We start from the raw sequence: 22,210 nt of genomic DNA, 5'->3' as shown, positions 1-22,210 counted from the left end.
TTGGCAAAGATAAATGGCTATTGCTTCATGAGAGCAGCCAGGGTTTCTTTAGCAAAGTTTTTAACATCGGGGAAGAATTGCTGATAAGCCTCCCCGAGGCTGTGATAGTGTGTTTCAAATAATGCAAAAACATCATCCGACCGGGCTGTAAGGTAACGGGCCCTTGATGCCAGTCCTTTGAAACTTCTGCTGATACCCCAGTCGAACCGGTAATTATAGAGCCAGTTCTGGCGGCTCATAAACGGAAGCATGCTGGCGAAACTTTCGGGGAGTACCGGCCGGGAAAGGAACAACCGGTCATACACTTCACCTGCGAACATACTCCAGTCCTTTTCCTGCATTTCTCCCGGATCCAATGCAAGAAAATGATCATATACAATATCCATAAAAGCACCGGCATAACGCCCTGCCGCGGGCTTGAGATATTGTTTGGCTTTTAAAGTGGCTGAATGCGAATCGGTAAATGCATCGATGGCCCTGTGCAGGCGGATGCCTTGCTGGATGCCGGGAGTATAATCGAACTGCTGCTTTCCCTTTACAAAATCACTGATCATGTTCCCAATCAGGATATCGGGCTGGTGAAAAGAAAGGTATGCATGTGCGAGATAATTCATAGGAATATGAAGTTAGTTCTTTCCGTTCATCCCATCTGTTAACACACTGTTTACAATTTGATCCAGCGAACTGACATTTCCCGGTAACTGGCTGAATCGGCTGTAATGCTTTGCAGTATTGAATTACAGGTTATTGTTAACGACCCTTAACATTGGCATTAACACCGCTCATAACAATCGAAAGCAGAAAGCCCATTGCCGGTCATAATTGAAAAAAAAGAGAAAAAATGCAGGATACTTTTGACTTGCCATTGAGAGAAAAGCAAATCATTATATAAAAAAACTACCACCATGAAAAAATTATTCCTCGCAGTATTAATTGCTGCATCAATTGGAACCAGCGCATTCGCTGCCGATGCTACACACCTGAATTACCGTGTTAAGTCTGCTTTTGAAGCAGCATTCGCCGGTGCAACCAATGTTAGCTGGCACATCAAGCCCCAATTCATTTCTTTTGCCTTTGAATTGAACAATGAAAAGATGGAAGCATTTTATTCATCCGATGGAGAGCAGATCGGTACCAGCCGCCATGTAAGTTTCGACAAACTGCCCGCATCTGCTGTTAAAAAAATCAAAGCGAATTACCCCGATTACCAGGTAAAAGAGGCCGTTAAAATGGATCTTAATGGCGAATCGAATTATTATGTATCGCTTGAGAATGGAAACCTGAAGCGGATACTGGAAGTATCAGAATATGGCAGGGTTAGCTTATTTAACAATGGGAAATAAACAAGGTTCGATTAGTTGGTTTACAGCCTGGCATGCGCCGGGCTTTTTTATTGCAGGTAATCCCTGATGGCAATGAATTCCCCTTCTTCACGAAAATCTTTTATCAATTGCCATAAACGTTCGAGTAAAGGCGCACCACAGGGTTTCCGGGTATAAGCTGGCAGTCCATACTGACTGATATCGACAAATTCCCAGGGATGAAAATACAGGCATACATAGCCATCTTTCCGCAGGGTTTGTTTTACCAGTGTTTTGAAAAAAGGATAGGGAAAATTTTTAAAGCTCAGCCAGAACAACGGAATGCGCAAATGTGGCGAGACCGATGTTGGCAGGCGGGTGAGCCCATGGTCTGTATAAACGGTTCGTGGCAGGTTAAGGTGATTGTACCTGCCGGGGATCCAGGTTGGGTTGATCGAAGAGTCGTAGCGATAACCTGCTTTTTTCACTTCTTCCATGTCTACTGCGCGCATCCTGGGCATGCGTAAACCCAGCACCGGTTGGCCGCTGATCTGCTCCAACTGCTGTCTTGATTCAAGCAGGTGTTCGTTGGAAAAACTGGAATGATAAAAACTGTGGGAAGCTATTTCATGCTTTGCGGCCAACGCACGAACAGCATCGGGATAATGCATGGCGAAATGAGCAGTAGTAAATAAAGTAGCAGCGATTCCATCACTGTTCAATACGGGTAAGATAGCGTCCAGACCGGCTTTACCCACTTCCATTTGCGTACCGGGATCGATCGCCATACCATATTCCAGTGGCATATCGAATTCTTCCACATCGAAACTCAATAGTATGTATCGGGAATGGTGTTGCGTCATGCGTTTGCAAACTTGAGGTTCAACTTGTCAAGGCTGACATCCAGGAATTGCTTCCGCCATATCTGTACCAATAAAATCAACCATAGCAGGAAACAAGGTAATGCTTTGAGCGAATAAGGTCTTACCAGATGTTCCCGTACATAAGGGGTGAAAATATCGGAATAAGAGAAGCTGGTGAGCAAGAGTGCGAAAATAAAAAAAGCAGTAGCCCACCTGGATGCAGGTTGCAGAACGAACCAGATGCAGACGGCAGGAAATGCAATGATATAAGTGGGCGATTCTGCGCTGGTGGTAAATATTACGGTAGTGATCAGCACCGAGCAAAGCAGGTATAAGCGATAACGGGCGTCATTGAAATATTTGAATTGCAGGTATTGAGATGCAAACAACAATACAGCAGGAACTGTAACGAAATAATTCCTGAGCGCCTGGTAATGGAAGATACGCCTGATCATACCCATCACCGAAATGTCCTGGAAATCATTGCGTATGTCCATACGCGCATTCCTGAGGTCTTTGAAACGCAGTTCGGTAAACCAATCCACATAAGATTGTGCAATGAATGCACGGGTAGATATCAGCATGGGAGCAAGGAAGAACACTACCGACCATACAATGGCCCATCCGATGAATTTGATCCTGTTCTTGCTGAAAAAGAAAAAAGCAAATCCCACGACCCCATACAATTTTATAAAAGTGGCCAGCATGATGAAAAACAACGCCCAGGCTTCTTTTCCACGGATAATGAATACGAATCCCAGTATGATGAAAGCGCCGATCATGGCATTGCTCTGCATCCATTCTGCTGCAATCATCATTTCATGGGCAGAGAAAATGAGGATGGCATTCTTCCATTTTTCGGCAATGGGCAGCATACGGATAGCTGTGTACAGGATAGCTGTATTCAGCATCACCCATAATACCACGCCCAGCCAATTGGGCAGCAAAGCAAAAGGAGCAATGACCAGGCTGAAAACCGGGCCATAATGGTTGTAATCCCCGTATTCGGCAGGATAGGCCAGGTAGAGGTTCTGCTGATGAATGGTGTGTTCAAAGACGCCCTTAAAAATCAAATAATTGTTGCCTGTACTCTTGGCATATTCGAGCACCACGCCTACAAAGGCCAGTCCGAACCAGAGTACGGTTGCAAAATTTCTGTTGTAAAGAATATTGGCGAAAAATGATTTGAAGGAACGATTGGTATCAGTAGGGGACATAGTATCAGGAAAGATTGGATTCTTTAACAATATAATGGGGACGTTGTTTGCTTTGCATGAACAGCTTGCCAAGATACAGACCAATAATGCCCAGGATCATCAGTTGCAGGCCGCCAAAAAATGCAATGGTGGCGATGATGGAACTCCATCCTGAGATCGTATGACCAAAATAATAACTATAACCGATATAGGGAATGTATAAGAGAGACAGTAATGAAAAGCTGAGACCCAGGTAAGTGGCAATATACAGGGGTTTTGTGCTGAAAGAAGTGATGCCCCTGATGGCCAGTTTGGTCAGTTGCCGGGTATTGTATTTGGAACGGCCGCTGTGGCGTTCCTCGGGTACATAAGGCAGGCCCTTCTGGGCAAAACCGATCCATTTGATCAGTCCCCTGAAAAAAGGCTCGTCTTCAGACATGGTATTTAAAATGTCTACCACTTTTTTGTCGAGCAGCCTGAAATCGGAAATGCCATCTTCCAGTTCCAGGTCAGACAGGTTGTTGATGATGCTGTAAAACAGTCCCGAACTAACTTTATTCATCCCGCTGGCGTACTCATTTTTGCTTTCACGGTAGGCATATACCACTTCATTGCCGTTTTCCCAATATTCCAGAAAAGCAGGGATAAGTGTTGGCGGGTGCTGCAGGTCGGCATCCATGGTAATCACCGCATCTCCATGGGCTTTTGACAACCCGGCGCTGAGGGCGCTGTCTTTACCGAAATTGCGCGACAACAGGATATAAGATACTTGCCGGTTGGCTGCAGCAAGCTGCCTGAGCACACTGGCCGATGTATCGGTACTGCCATCGTCGATGAAAATGATCTCAAAATCATAATCCAGTGCAGAGAAGACATGTGCAACCGCTTCCGTAACTTTTGGAATATTGGTTGCTTCGTTGAATGCCGGTATAACTATCGAGACCTTTTTTTTCATGAGCAGGAATGGCAGGTAACAAAAATAGTTTCAAAAAAATTACTTTTGCCCCCTAAAATCGGAAATAATGAGTAAAGGACCTGTTTCGCAGTTTATTCAACACCATTACCGCCATTTCAATGCGGCGGCCCTGGTAGATGCTGCAAAGGGATATGAAGCCCATTTATTGGAAGGAGGGAAGATGTTGGTGAGCCTGGCCGGTGCCATGAGTACCGCTGAACTGGGCATCAGTCTGGCTGAAATGATCAGGCAGGATAAAATTGCCATCATCAGTTGTACGGGCGCCAACCTGGAAGAAGACGTGATGAACCTGGTAGCGCACAGCCATTACAAGCGCGTTCCCAATTACCGCGACCTCACACCGCAGGATGAGTGGGACTTGTTGGAGAACCATTACAACCGTGTTACCGATACCTGCATCCCGGAAGAAGAGGCTTTCCGCAGATTGCAGAAACACCTGGTAAAACAATGGAAAGATGCGGAAGCGAAAGGTGAGCGTTATTTCCCGCATGAATTCCTGTATAAAGCAGTATTGAGCGGAGATCTGAAGCAGTATTATGAGATCGATCCTAAAAACAGTTGGATTGTAGCGGCCGCAGAAAAAAACCTGCCAATTGTTGTTCCGGGATGGGAAGACAGTACCACCGGTAACATTTTTGCCAGCTATGTGATCAAGAACGAACTGAAAGCCAGTACGGTTAAAAGTGGTATTGAATACATGGTGATGCTTACGGAATGGTATCGCGCCAATAGCGGAGGCAAAGGCGTTGGTTTCTTCCAGATCGGCGGAGGTATTGCGGGTGATTTTCCTATCTGCGTAGTGCCCATGATGTACCAGGACCTGGAATGGCATGATGTTCCTTTCTGGAGTTATTTCTGCCAGATCAGCGATTCCACCACTTCTTATGGATCGTATTCAGGTGCTGTACCCAATGAAAAGATTACCTGGGGTAAATTAGATATACACACACCCAAATACATTGTGGAGAGCGATGCTACCATCGTAGCGCCGTTGATCTTTGCTTATTTACTGGGCTGGTAACAGCATACCATATTCAATAAAAAAGCCCATTCATTACGAACGGGCTTTTTTATTGGGAGCGGACTTTATCTGCCCGGCATATTCAAAGGTGTATCGCGTTTCAGCATGTCATCTCTGTTGGCTATTACCCATGCAGTGTGGAAGATCATCTTCACACGTTTTTCCATCAGATCGAAATTGATCTTCTCAATAGTATCGGTAGGCTGGTGGTAATCGGCCAGCAGCATGCCGTCGTAAAAGAACAAAATAGGCACTCCTTTCTTGGCAAAATTGAAATGGTCGCTGCGGTAATAGATAAAGTTCCTGTCGTTCGGATCATCGTATTTATAGTCGAGCGTCAGCTTGGTGTATTTGTTGTTCACCCCTTCATTGATCACGGGCAGGTCGCTGCTCAGTTTATCGTGGCCAATCACATATACATAGTTCAGCGTATCGGCTGTTTTACGCTCGGTGTCTATCCTGCCCACCATGTCAATATTGAGGTCGGCAGTAGTTTTATCAAGGGGGAAGATGGGATGCTCGGAGTAATAATCAGAACCCCATAATCCTTTTTCTTCACCGCTTACTGTCATGAACACAACAGTACGACGCGGACCATCGCCTTTTTTAGCAGCAGCAGAAAAAGCTTCCGCCATCTGCATAACGCTTACAGTACCAGATCCATCGTCATCGGCGCCGTACCATATCACATTGCCTTTTTTACCCAGATGGTCGTAGTGGCCTGTGATGAAAAGGTATTCATCTTTTTTATCCGTACCGGGAATGATACCTACTACATTACTGCTTTCGAGTGTTTCGGTGTGTTTGGTAACGGCGATGGCTACTTCTGCTACATAATTTCCTTTATTCACCTGTTTTAATTGATCTGAGGAAAGTTGGGAAGTCCTTCCCAGCAGGGCAGATGCCATTTCTTCCGAAATAGAAGCGCTGATGAAGCTGGCAGTATTGGGCTTCAGGTACATATTACCCTGGGTGGGTGTAGCAGTTGTATGCGGAAAATTCTTTGTAACAACGAACAGGCCGATGGCCCCGTTTTTCTTTGCTGCATTGGTTTTCGCAAAAACAGAAGCGGGGTTGGCGTTGCGGGCACGTGTGCTATTGCCAACGGGAGCGGGGTTGGCATCGTCGGTACCATCCAGCACGATCACTATTTTACCGGCTACGTCCAGGCCGGCAAAATCGTTCCTGCTTTTGGCATCGTCTACAATACCATATCCTGCAAAAACAGTATTATGTTGTGCCCATTCGCCCGAAGCAATAGTGCCGATATTCAGTGTATAATCTTTATCCCAGCTGAACTGCCTGCCATTTACAGAAAAGGTCTGGGCAGTAAGTTCATCCTTATAAACCGGGTAGGGCATCTGGTAAGCGTTACCGTTACCAGGCTTCAGTCCCATTTTTTTAAAACGGGCTTCAATATAGGCAGCGGCTTTTTTTTGTCCGGGAGAAGCGGTCTCGCGTCCTTCCATTTCAGCGCTGGCGATCACGGTCAGTTTTTCTTTCAGACCTGATGCGGTGATCTTTTCAGCATATTTTTCAGGATCGGCATTGTTTTGGGCGTGGCCGGCCAAGACAAGGACCAGCAACCCAGGTACGAGTAAGTGTTTTCGCATATGGTAGTTTATTGTTAGGCACAAGCAATCTTGTTCACGCGGGTGGCGTGCCGTCCGCCCTCAAAAGGGGTAGACATAAAGTTCTCGATCATCTGCTGGGCCAGGGCCAGGGCTACAAAACGGGCAGGGATACAGATGATGTTGGCATTGTTGTGCATGCGGACAAGCCGGGCTACATCGTTCTCCCAACAGAGGCCGGCACGGACGTGCTGGTGTTTGTTGGCTGTGATGGCCACGCCATTGGCGCTGCCGCACAATAAAATACCAAATGAAGATTCGCCGCTCTCAACGCTGGCGGCTGTGGGATGGGCAAAATCGGGATAGTCTACTGAATCGGTTGTATAAGTGCCGAAATCCTTCACTTCAAAGCCTTTATCGGCCAGCCATTTAACCAATACGGTCTTATATTCAACACCGGCATGGTCGCTACCGATCGCAATCGGTTTGGAGGGGTCAAAAACAAAGCTCATGATCTCTTACTTTTCTAAAGCAAAGTTACTCAATTATTAACTCCATTCGTCCTCCTGCTCGCGCTTCTGCTCTTCCTTGTAAACCCTTACAGAAAGAATGATGCTCAGCTCATACAGCGCATAAAGCGGCAGGAATACAATGGTTTGGCTCATCCAGTCGGGACTGGGCGTAATAAAAGCTGCAAGGATGAGGATGACCACAATAGCGTATTTCCTGGTTTTCTTCAGGAAAAAAGGTGTGATCAGTCCAATACGGGTGAGTGCATAAGCCAGTACCGGCAGCTCGAAAGCCAGTCCGCAGCCAAGGATGATATTGGTGAGGTTATCGAGATAATCTGAAAGGGTAGGGAAAGTAACCAGGGTGCCCTGTGTGCCCAACTGGAAGCCGGCCAGGAAGTTAAAGGTAAACGGACCTAACAGGAAGAACCCGAAAGCAGCGCCCAGGAAAAAGAAAAAGGATACCCAGAAGATCACAAAGCGGGTGGTGCGCAGTTCATTTTCTTTAAGGGCCGGTTTCACAAAACGCCAGAATTCCCAGAATATATAAGGGAAAGCCATAATAAATCCCAGGATGAACGACATGCTGATGCTGCCAATGAACTGGCCTCCAAAGGAGTTGCTTTGCATGTTCACTTTTACCGGGGGCATGCAAAGCGCATCGCCCATGTGGGCCCAATGGCTGAACTGGCAAAGCACCCGGTAACTGATGAAATTGGGATTGATAGGACCGGTAATGATATAATCGAATATCCAGTTACGGTACACAAATATTACGATGGCCATGACGAGTATGGCGAGCACCGAACGGATGATATGCATCCGTAATTCCTCGAGGTGATCGATAAAGGTCATATCGGCCAATCCGCCACCCCTGTTTCTATCCAATAATGCCATTGCTTTGCTTTGACTGTTAAGAGTGGGCAAAGTTAAAGGGAAGCAGGATATATTACCGGAGTATTTTCATTTTAACCATTTCGATGCGGGTATCGCTCACATTGAGGATGTCGAAACGGTAATCACCTATGATAATGGTCTCTTTCTGCTTGGGAATGGTTTCATGGGCATTGATGATGTACCCGCTCAGGGTTTCGGATTCGGAGACGGGGAACTCCATATCATATTTTTCATTCAGGTAATCGAGTTCGAGGCGGCCGCTGAAAATGAATTCGTCATCGGCCAGCTTATTTTCCACGAATTCCTCCACATCGTATTCATCCTTGATCTCGCCAAAGATCTCTTCCAGCACATCTTCCATGGTAACGATACCGGCTGTGCCGCCGAATTCATCTACTACCCAGGCAATGCTTTTTCTTTCTTTGGTGAATTTATTGATGAGGTCGGCTGCGCTCATGCTTTCGGGAACGGCCATGATGGGGTGCAGTACACTTTGAATAGAATCAGGCTTCTTGAACAGGTCTATCTGGTGCACATAGCCCAGGATATTATCTACGGTATCGTCGTACACCACGAGTTTGCTTAACCGCGTTTCTATGAACCGGTGCCGCAGTTTCTCCAGCGGTATATTGACTTCAATGCCTTCGATTTCGGTTCTGGGAACCAGGCATTGCCTGATCTTTACGGTGGGCAGGCTGAGGGCATTCTCAAAAAGCTCAGTATTGAGCTCCTGGTTGTCTTCATCCTGTTCTTTGGTTTGCTGGAAGAAATGTTCCAGGTCTACTTTGGTAAAAGCATCTGTTTTTTCATTGACCCTTACATTGAAAATATATTTCAGTATCCATTGCGAAATTTCTACAAATGTGTTGGTCAGCGGTTGAAATACCGAATGAAAGAACTGGGCAACGGGAGCAAAAAAACTCAGCAGGGCATCGTTACGTGCCCGGAAGATGGCTTTGGGAATGAATTCGCCGAACACCAGTACCACCAGGGAAGAAACCAGTGTGTCGATGAAGAGTTTGAGGAATTCGTTTTTTACGTGCAGGGGGTTCCAGGCGATACTTTTCAGGAAGCCATCGAAAAGCAATCCGTAGATGACCAGGAATACATTGAGTCCTATTAGGCAACTGCCAATGAATTTGGCAGGCTGTTCAATGAAACCGGAAAGGATAAGTCCGCTTTTTTTCCCCTGCTTCTTTTTCAGCTCAATGCTCAGGCGGTTGGCCGTGACAAAGGCGATCTCGTAGCCGGCAAAAAAACCGATCAGTATGAGGGTCACTCCTATCCATATCAGGGTATAGAGTTCAGACATATAGGAAAAATAGAAAAAATAATCGATTTATTTGAATGCGATCTGCTTTTTGTCTGCCGCCACCATTTTATTGAGCACTTCTTTGAATGCTGCAAATTCACTGGTGGGGACTTCTTCTGCCAGGTATTTTACTTCCCTTGTAGCAATGACCCTATCGGGCTTGACTTCAAAATGCAGGCTATAATTGAGTGCAGGGCAACTGTAGCTAACATTTTTGGGTGCTTCTATCAGCTTTTTACCCGCAGGAAGTATAAAAGTGATCACTTCCTTATCGGCAGGTGTGCTGCTCACACTCCACAGAGCAATGGGGAATTGCCTTTTTTCCATGGATACAAAACCAAGGGAGCCATAAGTATCTACCCAGGGGAATGAGAAGATCTGCATGCCCGCTACCTCGCTGGTATAATTATCGACCGAGAAATGATAATTCATTTTTACCGTATCGGAGAGATTGTCGAGGTTACTGAAACTCAATTGCTGCAGCATTATATTCTTGGCAAATTCGTTGCTGAGCGAGCTGGTCAGTTGCTTGTTCCTGTCGTCATTGCTTTGATGGCGGTAGCTGCCCCTCATCCTGCTGGCTTCGGCTCCTGTGCTGCTGTTGCTGCGGGTGATATCGGCTTTGCTGCCGTTCAGCCGGATGGTGCAGGCACGGGTAACGCTGTTGATGCTGCGGTTGCGCGTATCGAGTTTTTCCAGCTTTACCTGGCTAATGCTGTCTTTCACAATGGGCAGTCCATTGGCATGGATCAGGTTGGTTGACATGGCCGCAAAGGGCAGTTGGTTATTGGTGAGCTCCACCAGGTAATTCTTTCCACCCGAATGCAACTGGGCAATACAATGATTAAACCCGATCATGGGAAGATCGAGGCCATTGTCTCCTTGGTCCCTGGTGAGTACCAGCACAAGGTTCGATTGAAGACCGGCTTCCCGGGCCATGCTGGTAAAGAGCACCGAAAGGTCTTTGCAATCGCCCAGCTTACTGCTTAGCGTGCGGCTGGCCCGTTGCGGCGTGAGGGCGCTGTGCAGGAAGGGCACATCGCTGTAATTGAAATTATCCTGGATATAATTGTAGATGATCTTTGCTTTAACAAGATCGCTGGTGTTTTCTTTGCCAGCCAGTAATTCCTTTACTTTTTCTTTGATGGCAAAATCGGCCTTGAGTTTTACGGTGCTCAGGTCGTTATACCAGTTCCGGATATAATTCCAATCGGGAATGGATGAAACCACAATACGCTGACTGATGTCGGAGAAAACAGGCATATACGCTTCTGTTTCTACCCGTGGATTGTCTTTGATTTCCCAACTGTACATTTTAAAATGATCGTCGATGCTGGTAATGACGGGCTCAATAGAACTGTTGTACAGTTTATAATGAAACTGGCGACCGGCCGGAACGATCATGCTGAAAGATGCCTGCTTTACGGGATAGCCGCTGTTGAAAGTAAATTCTTGCCAGAAATGCTCTGCCAGTTTACCGGAGAATGCATTTTCCAATTTATAGCTGATGTAAACAGCATCACCTGTTTCCAGTGAAGAGAACACCACCTCATTGTCTCTCCTTTCTGCCTGCACACGGCTTCCGTCTTTTTTGAGGATATCGGCTTTGAGGATGATGAGCCGTTGTGTATAGCCATTGTATGGGATGCTGATCTCTTTCCAGGCGTCGATACCGGCCTGGTTGAATATCTTAACGAGGTATTGGTATTTTTCTTCAGAAGCGCCATTCTCTGCATAGATCACTTCCTGCAAATCCCTGAGCAGGTAAATGCTGTTGTCGTTCGGATAAGCATCGGCTTTGGGTGCAGCTTTATACAACGCCTGTATATCGGTTTCCTTGAAATTGGCAAACAGGTCTTTCTTACCCTGGAGTTCATTCAGTTTGCGCCTGGCCGCATAATTACTGGGGTTATACTGGATGGCTTTGGTCAGCGAACCAATAGCATCTGCGTTCTTGCCGGCAGCGCTTTGTATGAGGCCGAGGTTGTGATGGAATTCGCCTGCGAACGGAGCCCTGGCAATGGCTTTCTGTTCCCACTGCGCGGCTTTTGCATAGTCCTGCAATTCAAAATACTTATCGGCAATACGGGTGTATTGTTTGATGGCATAAGGTTTTTTTTCAACCACTGCAGCGAGCATTTGCATGGCTTCTTCTTTTTTGCCAAGGGCCATCTTATCATTCACCAGTATGTCAAGCAGTTGTTCGTTATAATGGTTGTTCAGGAAAGTTTCAAGCACTGTATCGGCTTTACTCTTGTCTTTGTTCACATTGGCCTCGAGGTTGTATTTCATGTTGGCGAATGAAACATTGTCGGGATAGCGCTGATAGGCTTTTTCCAGTTCTTTGATCAGTCCTTCGATATCGCTTCTTTTTACCAGCAATTCCAGTTGCTTGTACTCGGTGTCTTCATTATCGCCATAAATTTCAATCCGTTTGTTCAGCAATCTCCTGGCTTCGTCGTATTCTTCCTTGTTGAATGCTTCACTGTAATTGAGCATGAGGCCATAAAGACTCAGCGAGTCGTTCGATTTGATGAATTCCAATTCGCGGGTGAGATCGGTATTGTTGTTGTCGCGGCTATATGCTTCGGTCATCAATTCAGAAACAATGGTGCTGCGTGGAAATTGCTGTTTGAGTTTGCTGTTGATGCCGGCGGCTTCAAAACGGGCGTCGTTGTGTTTGTAGGTATAAGCCAGCATGAGTGCGTTGAGCAGATCGTTGGCCTTGCCGGCAGTGAGTTGCTGGAAATAGGCTTCTGCAAAGAACGGATAGCGTTCAACTTTATACGGAAGGGCTTTCTGATAAGGACTGTATGCAGCAGTGGAAGTGAAATTGGTGAGCAGATGATCGTTCATATCGGCAAACCTGAGCAGGAAATTCGATTTGTCGATCTCGCTCGAGCCCGACTGGATCAGTATACGGTTCACGCCTTTTTGCAGTTTTACGGCAGCGGTATAAACATCCAGGTCGGTATTGCGTTCCTCCTCTTCACTCAATACCAGGAAATCATTGATCCATACTTTCACCGATCCTGAAACACCCAACAGCATTTTTACATCCTTATCGGCATCGGATTGAAGGAATGTTTGTGAATAGATAATGGCATTGGATACATCGTAATGAAAAGTAAGATCGAGCCAGCGGTCGTTCCGGGCATCGGGAATCGTGAACCAGCTTACATCGGCGCCGGTACTGTTCTTAAAAACATAGCCTGGCTCGGGATGGGTCAGTACACCGAAATCTTTATTGAAACCACTTGCCGAAATATTTTCGAATACACCTACAGAAGACCAGTTACGGATATCTCCGATGCGGTTGTAAAGCGCCAGGGCCTCTTTGAACTTCGGACCGTTCTCGATCCGCTGCGCCATATTATCATAAGCCATAGCTCTCATGGCCAGCGGTGCTTTTTCATCACCGGCTATCTTATTCATGAAACTGTCTAACAGTGGTTCCGACTTAGGCGTGGTGGCAGAAAAAATACCGGTGCTCCAAAGTGCATAGATATAAGGATAAGGATTGTTGCTCTGCTGAACATAACGATTGAAATAGGCAAGGGCCTCATCGAAATGCGAGTTGTTCAATTCCAACAGTGTCAGTGAAAGCAATGCCTGCTGCGATTCAGATGGATTATTGATGAAGGGAGTAAGCGCTGCTTTGGCTTCGGTTCTTTTATTCTCAGTTAACAATGATAACGCCTGTTGAAAATGCTGCGCATGGACAAGCGACAGGGAACAGGTAAGTATGCACAGGATAAAGAATCTCATGTTGTGATCAGTGTTTAATCGTCTCAGGAAAGATCCATCACCGGCTTGTTCTGTAATATTTTTTCAATCCGCTCCATTACTTCTGCAGTAAGCAGTGGCAAAGCGTCCAGTGCTTTCAAATTTTCTTCCAGTTGCGATGCTTTTGTAGCGCCCAGGATAGCAGTGGTTACATGCGGGTTGTGAATGGTCCAGGCAATGGCCAGACTGGCAAGGGATACACCTAGTTCGTTGGCCAGGAGTAGTAATTGCTTCGCCTTTTCTATTTTGGCTTCCTGCACCCAGCGGTCTTTTAACCAGTCGAATCCTTCCAATGCCAGTCTCGATCCTTCCGGAATACCATTGTTGTATTTGCCTGTAAGGAAACCGGCGGCGAGCGGACTCCAGATGGTAGTACCCAGTCCAACGTTCCTGAATACCGGCAAGTAATCCTGCTCCATCTTAAAACGTTCGAACATATTGTATTGCGGTTGCTCAACCGTAGGAGCGATGAGGTGATACTGTTGCGCTGCGCGATGGGCTTCCATGATCTCTGCACCGCTCCACTGGCTGGTGCCCCAATACAACACTTTGCCCTGCTGTATCAGGTTATGCATGGTCCATACCACTTCTTCAATAGGTACGGCGGGATCGGGACGGTGGCAGAAATAAATATCCAGGTAGTCTGTCTGCAGCCGTTGCAAGGCTTCATGGCAGGCTTCTACCAGGTGTTTGCGGCTGAGGCCGGTCTGGTTGGGCTTGTTTTGTTTACCTCTCCAGCCGAAATACGCTTTGGAAGAAAGGGTATAGGAGGTGCGGTCCCAGTTTTTTTTCTTCAATACCCGGCCCATCATTTGCTCACTTTCGCCTAATGCATACGCTTCTGCATTGTCGAAAAAATTAATGCCGGCGTCGTAAGCAAGTCCCATCAATTCATCGGCAATGCCATCGTTGATTTGCTTGTGAAAGGTTACCCAGCTTCCGTAACTGAGTATGCTGAGTTGAAGGCCGGTCTTGCCCATCCTGCGATATTCCATACTTTTCTATTTTTGATTTAATAATTGATTGACGCGTCATCCTGAGTGTTTGTTGGTCGTTATCCTGAGCGCAGTCGAGGGATCTGCCTGAATGTTCGGTAGGTCCTTCGATTCGCTTCGCTCACTCAGGATGACGTTCTTTGAACTCATCCATTCGCAATTTACTTTATTACAGTTTTACTTGTGTCTTTAGCCGTAGAAGTGCTGTCGGGAACAATGAAAAAGCTGCCGGGCTTGAGGTCGAACAATGTAATGTTCGATAAATCCTGGTTGCAGCGGATGCCTTTCAGTCCGATCAGTTTTTGGCGGGGGGTACGTTGACTGATGGTCACTTCTTTATCGGTATGGAACTGGCCGAGGGACTGGTCCCAGTAAAGTTCTTTGGCAAACAGTGTATCTCCTTTGATATTGAACGCTACCACACTGTCTTTCAGAAATACTTTGCTTTCTCCTTCAAGGTAGCGCCCGTATTTGGCGCCGAGCTGGCTTTCGATTACCAGGCTGTCATTATAAAAATCAACGTGCAGCGTTTTAGGGAATTCGGCTTTGCGTGCGCTATCGCCCTGGAAACTCAGCATCACAGGTGCAGTAAGCTTGGCCCGCATGTGGCCTCCTACACTCAGGTAACTTTCAATTTTGCTTCCTTCATCAACACCAGGCTTTCTCTTACCCAACGCTCTCACTTCATTCACATCATTTTCGCAGGCAAACATAAAAAAGCAGCCGGTGATCACGGCTGCTGTAATTAGTTTTTTATGTATCCTGCGATTAATCATACTTGCGTTTCTGGAACCAAATGTCGCTCAAACTAAGTCCGAAAGATAACTGAAAATAATTTTCTGTGATATTGTTAACACTGGACCCGCGTTTGCCAAACTCGAAGGCAGTGTTGATTGTCGTGAACTGGTAGTCGTAAGAGCGCCATTTTTTTACCGGCAGGCCCGCGCCAAGGGAGACACCGAATTGTTTCAACCCATTGCCATCGGGGTTCACGTAATCCTTGCCGTAGTAAACCCCTGCACGGTAATTGACATTGCTCCAGTAGTTTTTTCCGTTGATGGGATTCGGACAGAATTGGCCACCCACTTTCATCTGCCAGCTATTCACCAGTGGATCGGGTTGTCCATAAAAACGGTATTGGGTCCATTGTGTAACAGCATATTCCGCACCGATCGACCACATTTCGAATGCACCTCTTACACCTGTAGTGGTTTTATGAAAAGTGATACCGCCTGCATAACTGAATGGCAGGGTTATTTTGCCTTTGGTATTTTTTATTTCATAGATGCTGTCGATGGTCACTTCACCATTGGAAGTTTGCGTATAGGTCTGGCGGCCGACATCCTGCGAGGCAGATAATTGCTGCTTCAGGCTGGCAGTGGCCCCCAAACGGAGCGCGTATTGATCGGTCGATTTTTTTTCTTTAAATTCTTTCTTGCTGAGTTTTATCTCATACTGCATGCCTGCATCAAAGAAGAGGCCGTTGAAATGCGTATTGGCAAAGGATTTCGACTGGTAATGGAAAACCGTGTCGTTCACGAAAGCTTTTTTAGTAGAAATATCCTTGTTTCCGAAATGATAGCCTGCATTGAAACCGATATTGAGCGATTTCCATTTTTTCCCCAATCCCACAAAGAGCTGGTTCAACCCACCCGAGCCTTCATACACATTGGCCAGGCTGTCGGTACCGATCTGTTCAAAAGTGTGTACAGAATAGCTGATTCTGGTAACAGGCCGTAGGCCAAAAGCCAGTCCCCATCCTTTTTTACGGTTCAGGGGCATTCCCACCACCACATAAGTAGGGATGAAATAGTTCGACTGGAAATGGCCCGAAGGATTATTGCTGCGCAACGTGCGGGAATCGATCATCAGCCCCAGGTCAAAAGAAGTCATGTACAGGTTCCCGTAAGTAGCGGGGTTGCTGAAGTTGACGGATTGCCCCACATTATTGTTCAGGCCATCTGCATAGGCAACACCCAGTCCACCCATGGAGCGGCTCACCACATTGGATCCGCTATAAATATTACCAAGTCCGTAACGTGCAAAGGGAGAATTCTCTTGTGCAACAGCACTAAGCAGGGTGGTTCCGGTTACTAATAGAGCCAGGCAAAGCCTGGCCACTGTTGTACTCACTGATCGCATAGAGGCCTTTAAAGATTAAATAAGGGTCGGCAAATATCCTGTTTTTTAGATGTGAGACAAAAAAACCCATATCCCCCCCGGTTAACAGCACGTTAAAGTTGCTGTATTTCAATGCATAAGCATCAATTATTCCATCTATTTCTTTGGCCATTCCCAGTATCACACCGCTCAAAATATTGGTTTTGGTATCATAACCTATCAGCGGGAACCTGTTTTCAGGGCTCACCAGGGGCAGCAGGGCGGTTTGTTCGTGCATGGCCCTGAAACGCATATTGAGGCCGGGAGAGATACTGCCCCCCAGGAATTCATGAACAGGACTGATATAATTATAGGTGATGCAGGAGCCCAACCCGATGGCCAGGTTGTGCTGGTGCGGGAACAGCTTAACAGCCGCTGCACAAATGGCCAGTCTGTCGGCCCCAATGGTCTCGGGCTTGCCTACCGGTGAGGTGAAGGGTAATTGACTATGGTGGCCGAGCTTGTGAAATTGTGTATGTGCTGCCAGGAAAGTTTCCGTTTCAACGTTATGCCTGATCACAGAAGAAAGGATCGATCGGGAAGGTTTGTATTTTTCTACCAGCGGGCGAATGGCATCGGGGGTATCGTTTTCCAATACAACCACTTCTTTGATCACATCGTTTTCAAATACGGCAGATTTGAGGCGGGTATTTCCAAAATCGAAGCAGAGGGTTGTTGGCATAAGCGAGTATGTTACAGGTCAAAATTAAAGCCTTTCTTTGCCGTGACAATTTTGGATTATGAAAATTTCAGGTTTTACGATCATTCGCAATGCTGTGATGAATGACTATCCCATTGTAGAAGCGATTCGCTCTATTCTGCCGGTAGTGGATGAAATGATCGTATTGGTAGGAGATTCTTCCGATGATACATTGGGACTGATGCAGTCGATCAACGACCCCAAGATCCGCATACACCGGTCGGTCTGGGATTCCGGATTGCGCAGTGGCGGGTCGGTACTGGCGGTTGAAACTAACAAGGCTTTTCAATTGATTGATCCCGAAAGTGATTGGGCTTTTTATATCCAGGGCGATGAAGTAGTGCATGAAAAATATCATCCCGCTATTAAAGAAGCCTGTATACGATATAAAGATGATAAAAAAGTAGAAGGATTGCTCTTCAAATACCTCCATTTTTATGGAACCTATGATTATGTGGGCGATAGCCGTAAATGGTACGATCACGAAGTACGTATCATCCGGAATGATAAAAAGATCGCCGCATATAAAGATGCGCAGGGGTTTCGCGTAGGTGAAAGGAAATTGTGGGTGAAACCGGCAGATGCTTATATCTATCACTATGGCTGGGTAAAGAGTCCTGAGCAAATGATGAAGAAGCAAAAAGAGATCAGCCAGTATTGGGATAGCAATGCCAACATACGATCGGTGATTACGAGCCCTGACTTTTATGATTTCAATGAATTCGATTCGTTACAACGCTTTTCGGATACCCATCCGGCGGTGATGAAAGACAGGATCGCGCGCAAGAACTGGCAGGTAGAACTGGATATTACCAGGAAGCAATTTTCATTGAAAGACAGGTTCCTTTATTATTTTGAACGAATCACCGGCATCAGGCTGTTTGATTTCAGGAATTACCGGTTGTTGAAATAATAGGTCTATATTTAGAACTATGTGGGAGCAGTTTATAAAAGGGGTAGGCCAGGGCGACTTTAAAGCACTTGCCAGAAGTATTTCCCTGGTGGAAAATGCGGTGAGTGGTTACGAGACGTTCCTGAGCCGGTTGCCTTCCGGAAAAACTGCCATAACAGGTATTACAGGCCCTCCCGGGGCCGGGAAAAGTACGCTGGTAGATGCCCTTATCGGCGCCTGGGTGGCGCAAGGGAAAAAAGTGGGTGTGCTTTGCGTTGATCCATCTTCCCCCTTTAACCTGGGTGCATTGTTGGGCGACAGGATTCGCATGAGTGAATGGTACCAGCACCCGCATGTTTTTATCCGTTCGCTTGCTTCAAGGGGGGCACTGGGTGGTTTGCATCCGCAAATGATCGAGATCACTGCATTGATGCAGGCCGCGGGGTTTGATGAGATCATTGTTGAAACTGTGGGCGTTGGGCAAAGCGAGATTGAAGTAGCGGGACTGGCCGATACAACAGTAGTAGTAGTGGTGCCTGAGGCGGGAGATGAAGTACAGACTATGAAAGCAGGACTTATGGAAATTGCAGATGTATTTGTGGTAAATAAAAGCGACAGGCCGGATGCCGATCTGTTTGTGAAAAACCTGAAACAAATGCTGGCGCCTGCATTTCAGCAGCGCGCATGGCAGGTGCCTGTGATCAAAACAATCGCTTCGCAGAAAGAAGGTATAGATACCCTGATGGAAGCCATCGTGGCGCATCAACATACAGCACGTTTACTGGAAAGAAAATCGTGGTTATTTACTGAAAGGGCTTACCGGCTCATCCAAAAACACAGAATGGCATCCATTGACAAAGAAGAAATGAAGCGATCGATTACGAGGGCTTTGGAAGAACCTGGGTTTAATTTATTTACTTTCGTTCAGCAATACCTGTAAATAGTACATGAATCCTGCAGCAGAATTACCATTGATATCGGTAGTGATGGCCACTTATAATGGAGAACGATTCATAGGTGCACAACTCAACAGCATCCTGGAACAAACTTATCCTAACCTGGAATTGATCATCGTAGATGATGGATCAACAGATGGTACGGCGAACCTGCTGAAGCAATATGCAGAACGGTTCAACAATATCAGGTTGTTCTTCAACGAACAGAACATCGGCTATGTACGCAATTTTGAAAAAGGCATGCTGTTGGCGGCCGGTGATTTCCTGGCGCTCAGTGATCAGGATGATATTTGGGATAAGCAAAAGCTGAGCCTGCTGATGCAGGAAATAGGCGATCACCCGGTTGTATACTGCAATTCCGAACTGATCGATTATAATGGCAACCTGACAGGGAAAAAATTATCGGATATTAAAAGGTTGGGCGATTTTGATGATTGCCTGAGTTTTCTGGTGGGCAATTCGGCGCCGGGACATGCGATGATCATCAGGAGAAGCCTGGTAAGAGCGTCGGTTCCATTGGCACCTATGATACCGCACGATCATTGGCTTGGGTTTGTGGCTACATTGACAGGCAAAATCAAATTCGTAGATAAGGTGCTGGTACAATACCGGCAGCACAATGCCAATGTGTTTGGTGCAGCAAAAGTGAAGGCGGAAGGAGAGCCGGTGCCGGCGAAAAAGAAAAAGCCTGGTAAAGAAACAGAACTGGCGCAAATCAGGGAACGGATGCGATTGCAGTATGAGAAATGTCCCGAGTCGCTGGTGAATGAAAAAAAGATGCTGGCTGATGTGATGCAGTCGTATCAGGATTTTTCGTTGATGAACAATTTCAAAAGAATGATCTTATTTTTTCGATACAATCGCAGGATACTGGCGTATAAACGGCGAAACCAACTCAGGCGATGGCTGTTTTGCCTGAAAATGTTTTACAAGATCAAATAATTTACACCCGACCCATGCATAAGATCATACTCGATTGCGAAAGAATGAAATACCCTCATACGGGGTTATACCATTTCTGTTTGCAATTGGGTCGCTCGTTGCTGAAAGAAACTGTGGAGGAAGCGATTTCTTTTTTCATGCCTCGTAAATGCGGGCCTGTTTTTGGCAGTCACGCGCAATATATATACCAGCATGCTGTGCATAAATGGATATTGCCCGCTACCGGCAGATACAATGTGTGGCATGCAACGCACCAAGGCAGTCAATATTTTCCTGCTAACAGGAAGATACCTATTGTATTAACGGTACATGATTTGAATTTTTTAAAAGGAGACTTTAAATCTGCTGCAAAAAGGAAAACTTACCTGCAAGCGTTGCAGCATAAAATAGACCGGGCAGATCATATTGCAGCCATTTCGCAATTTGTGCTGGATGATTTGTATGCTCATGTTCGATTGAATAACAAACCGGCAACGGTTATTTATAACGGATGCAATATCAATGCGGATATTTTGCCTGCTGCCCCACTTGTGCAACCTGGCAGCCCGTTTTTGTTTACCATAGGAACAATTGTGGTAAAAAAGAATTTTCATGTATTGCCGGCGCTGCTGGTGAATAACAACAACCATTTAGTTATTGCGGGCATTGTGCAGAATGAAGCATATAAAAAGGAGATTATAGCAGCTGCGCAGAAGGCTGGTGTACTAAGCAGGGTACATTTTACAGGGCCGGTAACAGAAGCAGAAAAATATTGGTATTACCAGCATTGTGAAGCATTTGTATTTCCATCACTGGCAGAAGGATTCGGCTTACCGGTGATAGAAGCCATGGCGTTTGGCAAGCCGGTGTTTTTATCAACACAGACTTCTTTACCCGAGATAGGAGGAGAAGATGCTTTTTATTTCAATGATTTTGATCCGGAGAATATGCGGGAAGTCCTGCAAAGGGGGATGACTGTTTATTCAACAGATATGGACCTGGTAGAAAGACTGAAAGCAAGGGCCTATTCTTTCAACTGGCAAAATACGGCTCGAAAGTATATAGATATCTACCGCGGATTGTATTAAAAGCCGGTCAGTGACCATGCATTATTTATGCATATTTTTCTCGTTCTTCCACCAGCGCATGCCTATATAACCCATGATGAGCAGCGGGGCTGCTGCTAAATAAATAATGGCAGAATTGAGGGCTTTGGCCGGACCTTCGCCCATTTGAGAAGCGGTTTTGGTACAAATGGAACACTGCGCCTGTAAATATCCTGCATTCAACAGCAACAATACCAAACATACCGCCAGTACCCATCCCTTCGTTTTCATAACAACTGTATTCTGATGCAAAGATACACACAAACCAGGTTATGGGCGTTTAATAAGCCTGTATTAACACTTCGGCGGGAATATGAAGTGCCTCGTTCAGCTTCCGTATCATAGCCAAACTGAGTTTTCTTTTGCCGGACAGGATTTCTGATTTCCGGGAGCGGTAGCCCAATACTTCAGATAATTGAGCTTCTGACATGCCCAATTGCTCGAGCCTGAATTTGATGGCTTCCAATGGGTTGGGCGTAGGCATCGCATGATGTTCATTCTCATACGATTTGATCAGGATAGACAATATCTCTAATTCGTCTGACTCTTTTGAATTGGCTTTCAATTCTTTTTGCAATAGTGCGTAAGTACGAGCCAGCGCATCTTCATATTGTCTTTCATTTTTTATTGGTTTTAGCATAATCGATTTTTTGGGCATCAATTTTATCATATTGTTTATGCGTACCCACCCACACAATGAATACGATCTTTAAACGATATTCTACATCAACAATCAAACGGTACTTATTGCCACAAATATTGAATATCACTCTTTTTTTATTCAGAATAGATGCATTGCAATACACTGCTTTTAATTCATTGGGATGATCCCAGTTGGCTAGCTCTGCTTCCTCATACCATGATAATAATCCCTGCTTGGCATCAGGAAACTTTGAATAAAAAGCTTTGAGTGTTTTAACGGCAATAACTCTCATAACCAGTTGAAGCAAATATATGAAATGTTACCAAATCGGTAACATTTCGCGTGAATGATTTTGTGGATCGATTGATAAAACTACAAGTAGGCGGCGTAGTCAAATTGAGTATT

The 22,210-nt window shown here is 45.9% G+C and carries 22 protein-coding genes; 6 read left to right on the top strand and 16 right to left on the bottom strand.

Translation table 11 applies throughout. The annotated features are described in order from the left end of the window. Positions 1–17: 17 nt before the first annotated feature. Positions 18–614 carry an ACP phosphodiesterase gene (locus SEDOR53_RS0102735; protein ID WP_026768333.1) on the bottom strand — a complete coding sequence of 199 codons (597 nt, stop codon included), beginning with the start codon at positions 612–614 and terminating at the stop codon, positions 18–20. A gap of 291 nt (positions 615–905) precedes the next feature. Here SEDOR53_RS0102735 and SEDOR53_RS0102730 point away from each other — a divergent pair, with 291 nt between their 5' ends. Beyond that, positions 906–1,343: a hypothetical protein gene (locus SEDOR53_RS0102730; protein ID WP_026768332.1), complete on the top strand. Its 438-nt coding sequence runs from the start codon at positions 906–908 to the stop codon at positions 1,341–1,343. Between the two features lie 47 nt (positions 1,344–1,390). On the opposite strand, the gene SEDOR53_RS0102725 is transcribed toward SEDOR53_RS0102730, so the two are convergent. From SEDOR53_RS0102725 to SEDOR53_RS0102715, 3 genes are read right to left on the bottom strand one after another with little or no spacing between them, the layout of a single operon-like run. Then, the gene (locus SEDOR53_RS0102725; RefSeq protein WP_026768331.1) at positions 1,391–2,164 is read right to left on the bottom strand and encodes a polysaccharide deacetylase family protein; all 774 of its coding nucleotides are present in this window, start codon (positions 2,162–2,164) and stop codon (positions 1,391–1,393) included. Then, positions 2,161–3,381, bottom strand: coding sequence for a glycosyltransferase family 87 protein (locus SEDOR53_RS16965; RefSeq protein WP_051416464.1), 1,221 nt, complete (start codon positions 3,379–3,381; stop codon positions 2,161–2,163). Before SEDOR53_RS16965 ends, SEDOR53_RS0102725 begins: the two co-directional genes overlap by 4 nt. Positions 3,382–3,385: 4 nt before the next feature. Then, the gene (locus tag SEDOR53_RS0102715) at positions 3,386–4,315 is read right to left on the bottom strand and encodes a glycosyltransferase family 2 protein (RefSeq protein WP_026768330.1); all 930 of its coding nucleotides are present in this window, start codon (positions 4,313–4,315) and stop codon (positions 3,386–3,388) included. A 67-nt stretch (positions 4,316–4,382) separates the two neighbouring features. Here SEDOR53_RS0102715 and SEDOR53_RS0102710 point away from each other — a divergent pair, with 67 nt between their 5' ends. Then, positions 4,383–5,357 carry a deoxyhypusine synthase family protein gene (locus SEDOR53_RS0102710; protein ID WP_026768329.1) on the top strand — a complete coding sequence of 325 codons (975 nt, stop codon included), beginning with the start codon at positions 4,383–4,385 and terminating at the stop codon, positions 5,355–5,357. Positions 5,358–5,422: 65 nt separating this feature from the next. Here the strand turns inward: SEDOR53_RS0102710 and SEDOR53_RS18760 are convergent, their stop codons facing one another. From SEDOR53_RS18760 to SEDOR53_RS16955, 9 genes are all read right to left on the bottom strand, one after another. After that, positions 5,423–6,970: a M28 family peptidase gene (locus SEDOR53_RS18760; protein ID WP_026768328.1), complete on the bottom strand. Its 1,548-nt coding sequence runs from the start codon at positions 6,968–6,970 to the stop codon at positions 5,423–5,425. 14 nt (positions 6,971–6,984) lie between these two features. Further along, on the bottom strand, positions 6,985–7,440 hold the full coding sequence (rpiB, locus tag SEDOR53_RS0102700; RefSeq protein ID WP_026768327.1) for a ribose 5-phosphate isomerase B: 456 nt from the start codon (positions 7,438–7,440) through the stop codon (positions 6,985–6,987). Positions 7,441–7,476: 36 nt separating this feature from the next. Beyond that, complete coding sequence (gene tatC / locus SEDOR53_RS0102695) at positions 7,477–8,334, bottom strand: twin-arginine translocase subunit TatC (protein WP_026768326.1); 858 nt, start codon at positions 8,332–8,334, stop codon at positions 7,477–7,479. Positions 8,335–8,386: 52 nt separating this feature from the next. Further along, positions 8,387–9,646 carry a hemolysin family protein gene (locus SEDOR53_RS0102690; RefSeq protein WP_026768325.1) on the bottom strand — a complete coding sequence of 420 codons (1,260 nt, stop codon included), beginning with the start codon at positions 9,644–9,646 and terminating at the stop codon, positions 8,387–8,389. Positions 9,647–9,673: 27 nt separating this feature from the next. Continuing rightward, a complete protein-coding gene (locus tag SEDOR53_RS0102685) occupies positions 9,674–13,414 on the bottom strand; it encodes a DUF3857 domain-containing protein (protein WP_037360430.1) in 3,741 nt (1,246 codons plus the stop codon). A gap of 23 nt (positions 13,415–13,437) precedes the next feature. Beyond that, entirely contained in the window at positions 13,438–14,427 is a 990-nt protein-coding gene (locus SEDOR53_RS0102680; protein WP_026768323.1) for an aldo/keto reductase, read from the bottom strand. 161 nt (positions 14,428–14,588) lie between these two features. Further along, complete coding sequence (locus SEDOR53_RS16960; protein WP_070415551.1) at positions 14,589–15,203, bottom strand: LPS export ABC transporter periplasmic protein LptC; 615 nt, start codon at positions 15,201–15,203, stop codon at positions 14,589–14,591. Then, on the bottom strand, positions 15,196–16,569 hold the full coding sequence (locus tag SEDOR53_RS0102670; protein WP_157576680.1) for a hypothetical protein: 1,374 nt from the start codon (positions 16,567–16,569) through the stop codon (positions 15,196–15,198). Before SEDOR53_RS0102670 ends, SEDOR53_RS16960 begins: the two co-directional genes overlap by 8 nt. After that, positions 16,499–17,269 (bottom strand): type III pantothenate kinase, encoded by a 771-nt coding sequence (locus SEDOR53_RS16955; RefSeq protein WP_051416463.1) that lies wholly within the window; start codon positions 17,267–17,269, stop codon positions 16,499–16,501. The genes SEDOR53_RS0102670 and SEDOR53_RS16955 overlap by 71 nt, the downstream gene beginning before the upstream one ends. 58 nt (positions 17,270–17,327) lie before the next feature. Between SEDOR53_RS16955 and SEDOR53_RS0102660 the strand changes: the two genes are divergently transcribed. The 4 genes from SEDOR53_RS0102660 to SEDOR53_RS0102645 are packed head-to-tail and all read left to right on the top strand — an operon-like array spanning position 17,328 to position 21,144. Next, positions 17,328–18,200, top strand: coding sequence for a glycosyl transferase (locus SEDOR53_RS0102660; RefSeq protein ID WP_026768321.1), 873 nt, complete (start codon positions 17,328–17,330; stop codon positions 18,198–18,200). A gap of 19 nt (positions 18,201–18,219) precedes the next feature. Continuing rightward, a complete protein-coding gene (meaB, locus tag SEDOR53_RS0102655) occupies positions 18,220–19,119 on the top strand; it encodes a methylmalonyl Co-A mutase-associated GTPase MeaB (RefSeq protein WP_026768320.1) in 900 nt (299 codons plus the stop codon). Between the two features lie 7 nt (positions 19,120–19,126). Continuing rightward, positions 19,127–20,077, top strand: a complete 951-nt coding sequence (locus SEDOR53_RS16950) for a glycosyltransferase family 2 protein (RefSeq protein WP_051416462.1) — start codon at positions 19,127–19,129, stop codon at positions 20,075–20,077. A 14-nt stretch (positions 20,078–20,091) separates the two neighbouring features. Continuing rightward, positions 20,092–21,144 (top strand): glycosyltransferase family 1 protein, encoded by a 1,053-nt coding sequence (locus SEDOR53_RS0102645; protein ID WP_026768319.1) that lies wholly within the window; start codon positions 20,092–20,094, stop codon positions 21,142–21,144. A 21-nt stretch (positions 21,145–21,165) separates the two neighbouring features. Here SEDOR53_RS0102645 and SEDOR53_RS0102640 read toward each other — a convergent pair whose 3' ends face one another. Genes SEDOR53_RS0102640 through SEDOR53_RS0102630 form a run of 3 tightly spaced genes read right to left on the bottom strand, consistent with a single transcriptional unit; the run spans position 21,166 to position 22,097 of the window. Next, the gene (locus SEDOR53_RS0102640) at positions 21,166–21,393 is read right to left on the bottom strand and encodes a hypothetical protein (protein ID WP_026768318.1); all 228 of its coding nucleotides are present in this window, start codon (positions 21,391–21,393) and stop codon (positions 21,166–21,168) included. Positions 21,394–21,442: 49 nt separating this feature from the next. Continuing rightward, on the bottom strand, positions 21,443–21,802 hold the full coding sequence (locus SEDOR53_RS0102635) for a type II toxin-antitoxin system HigA family antitoxin (RefSeq protein WP_026768317.1): 360 nt from the start codon (positions 21,800–21,802) through the stop codon (positions 21,443–21,445). Then, positions 21,780–22,097, bottom strand: coding sequence for a type II toxin-antitoxin system HigB family toxin (locus SEDOR53_RS0102630; protein WP_026768316.1), 318 nt, complete (start codon positions 22,095–22,097; stop codon positions 21,780–21,782). The genes SEDOR53_RS0102635 and SEDOR53_RS0102630 overlap by 23 nt, the downstream gene beginning before the upstream one ends. Positions 22,098–22,210 lie beyond the last annotated feature (113 nt).

The organism is Asinibacterium sp. OR53 (assembly GCF_000515315.1).
Classification (GTDB): Bacteria; Bacteroidota; Bacteroidia; order Chitinophagales; family Chitinophagaceae; genus Sediminibacterium.
The sequence above is the reverse complement of the archived record's forward strand: the minus strand, read 5'-3'. Positions and strand labels throughout refer to the sequence as shown.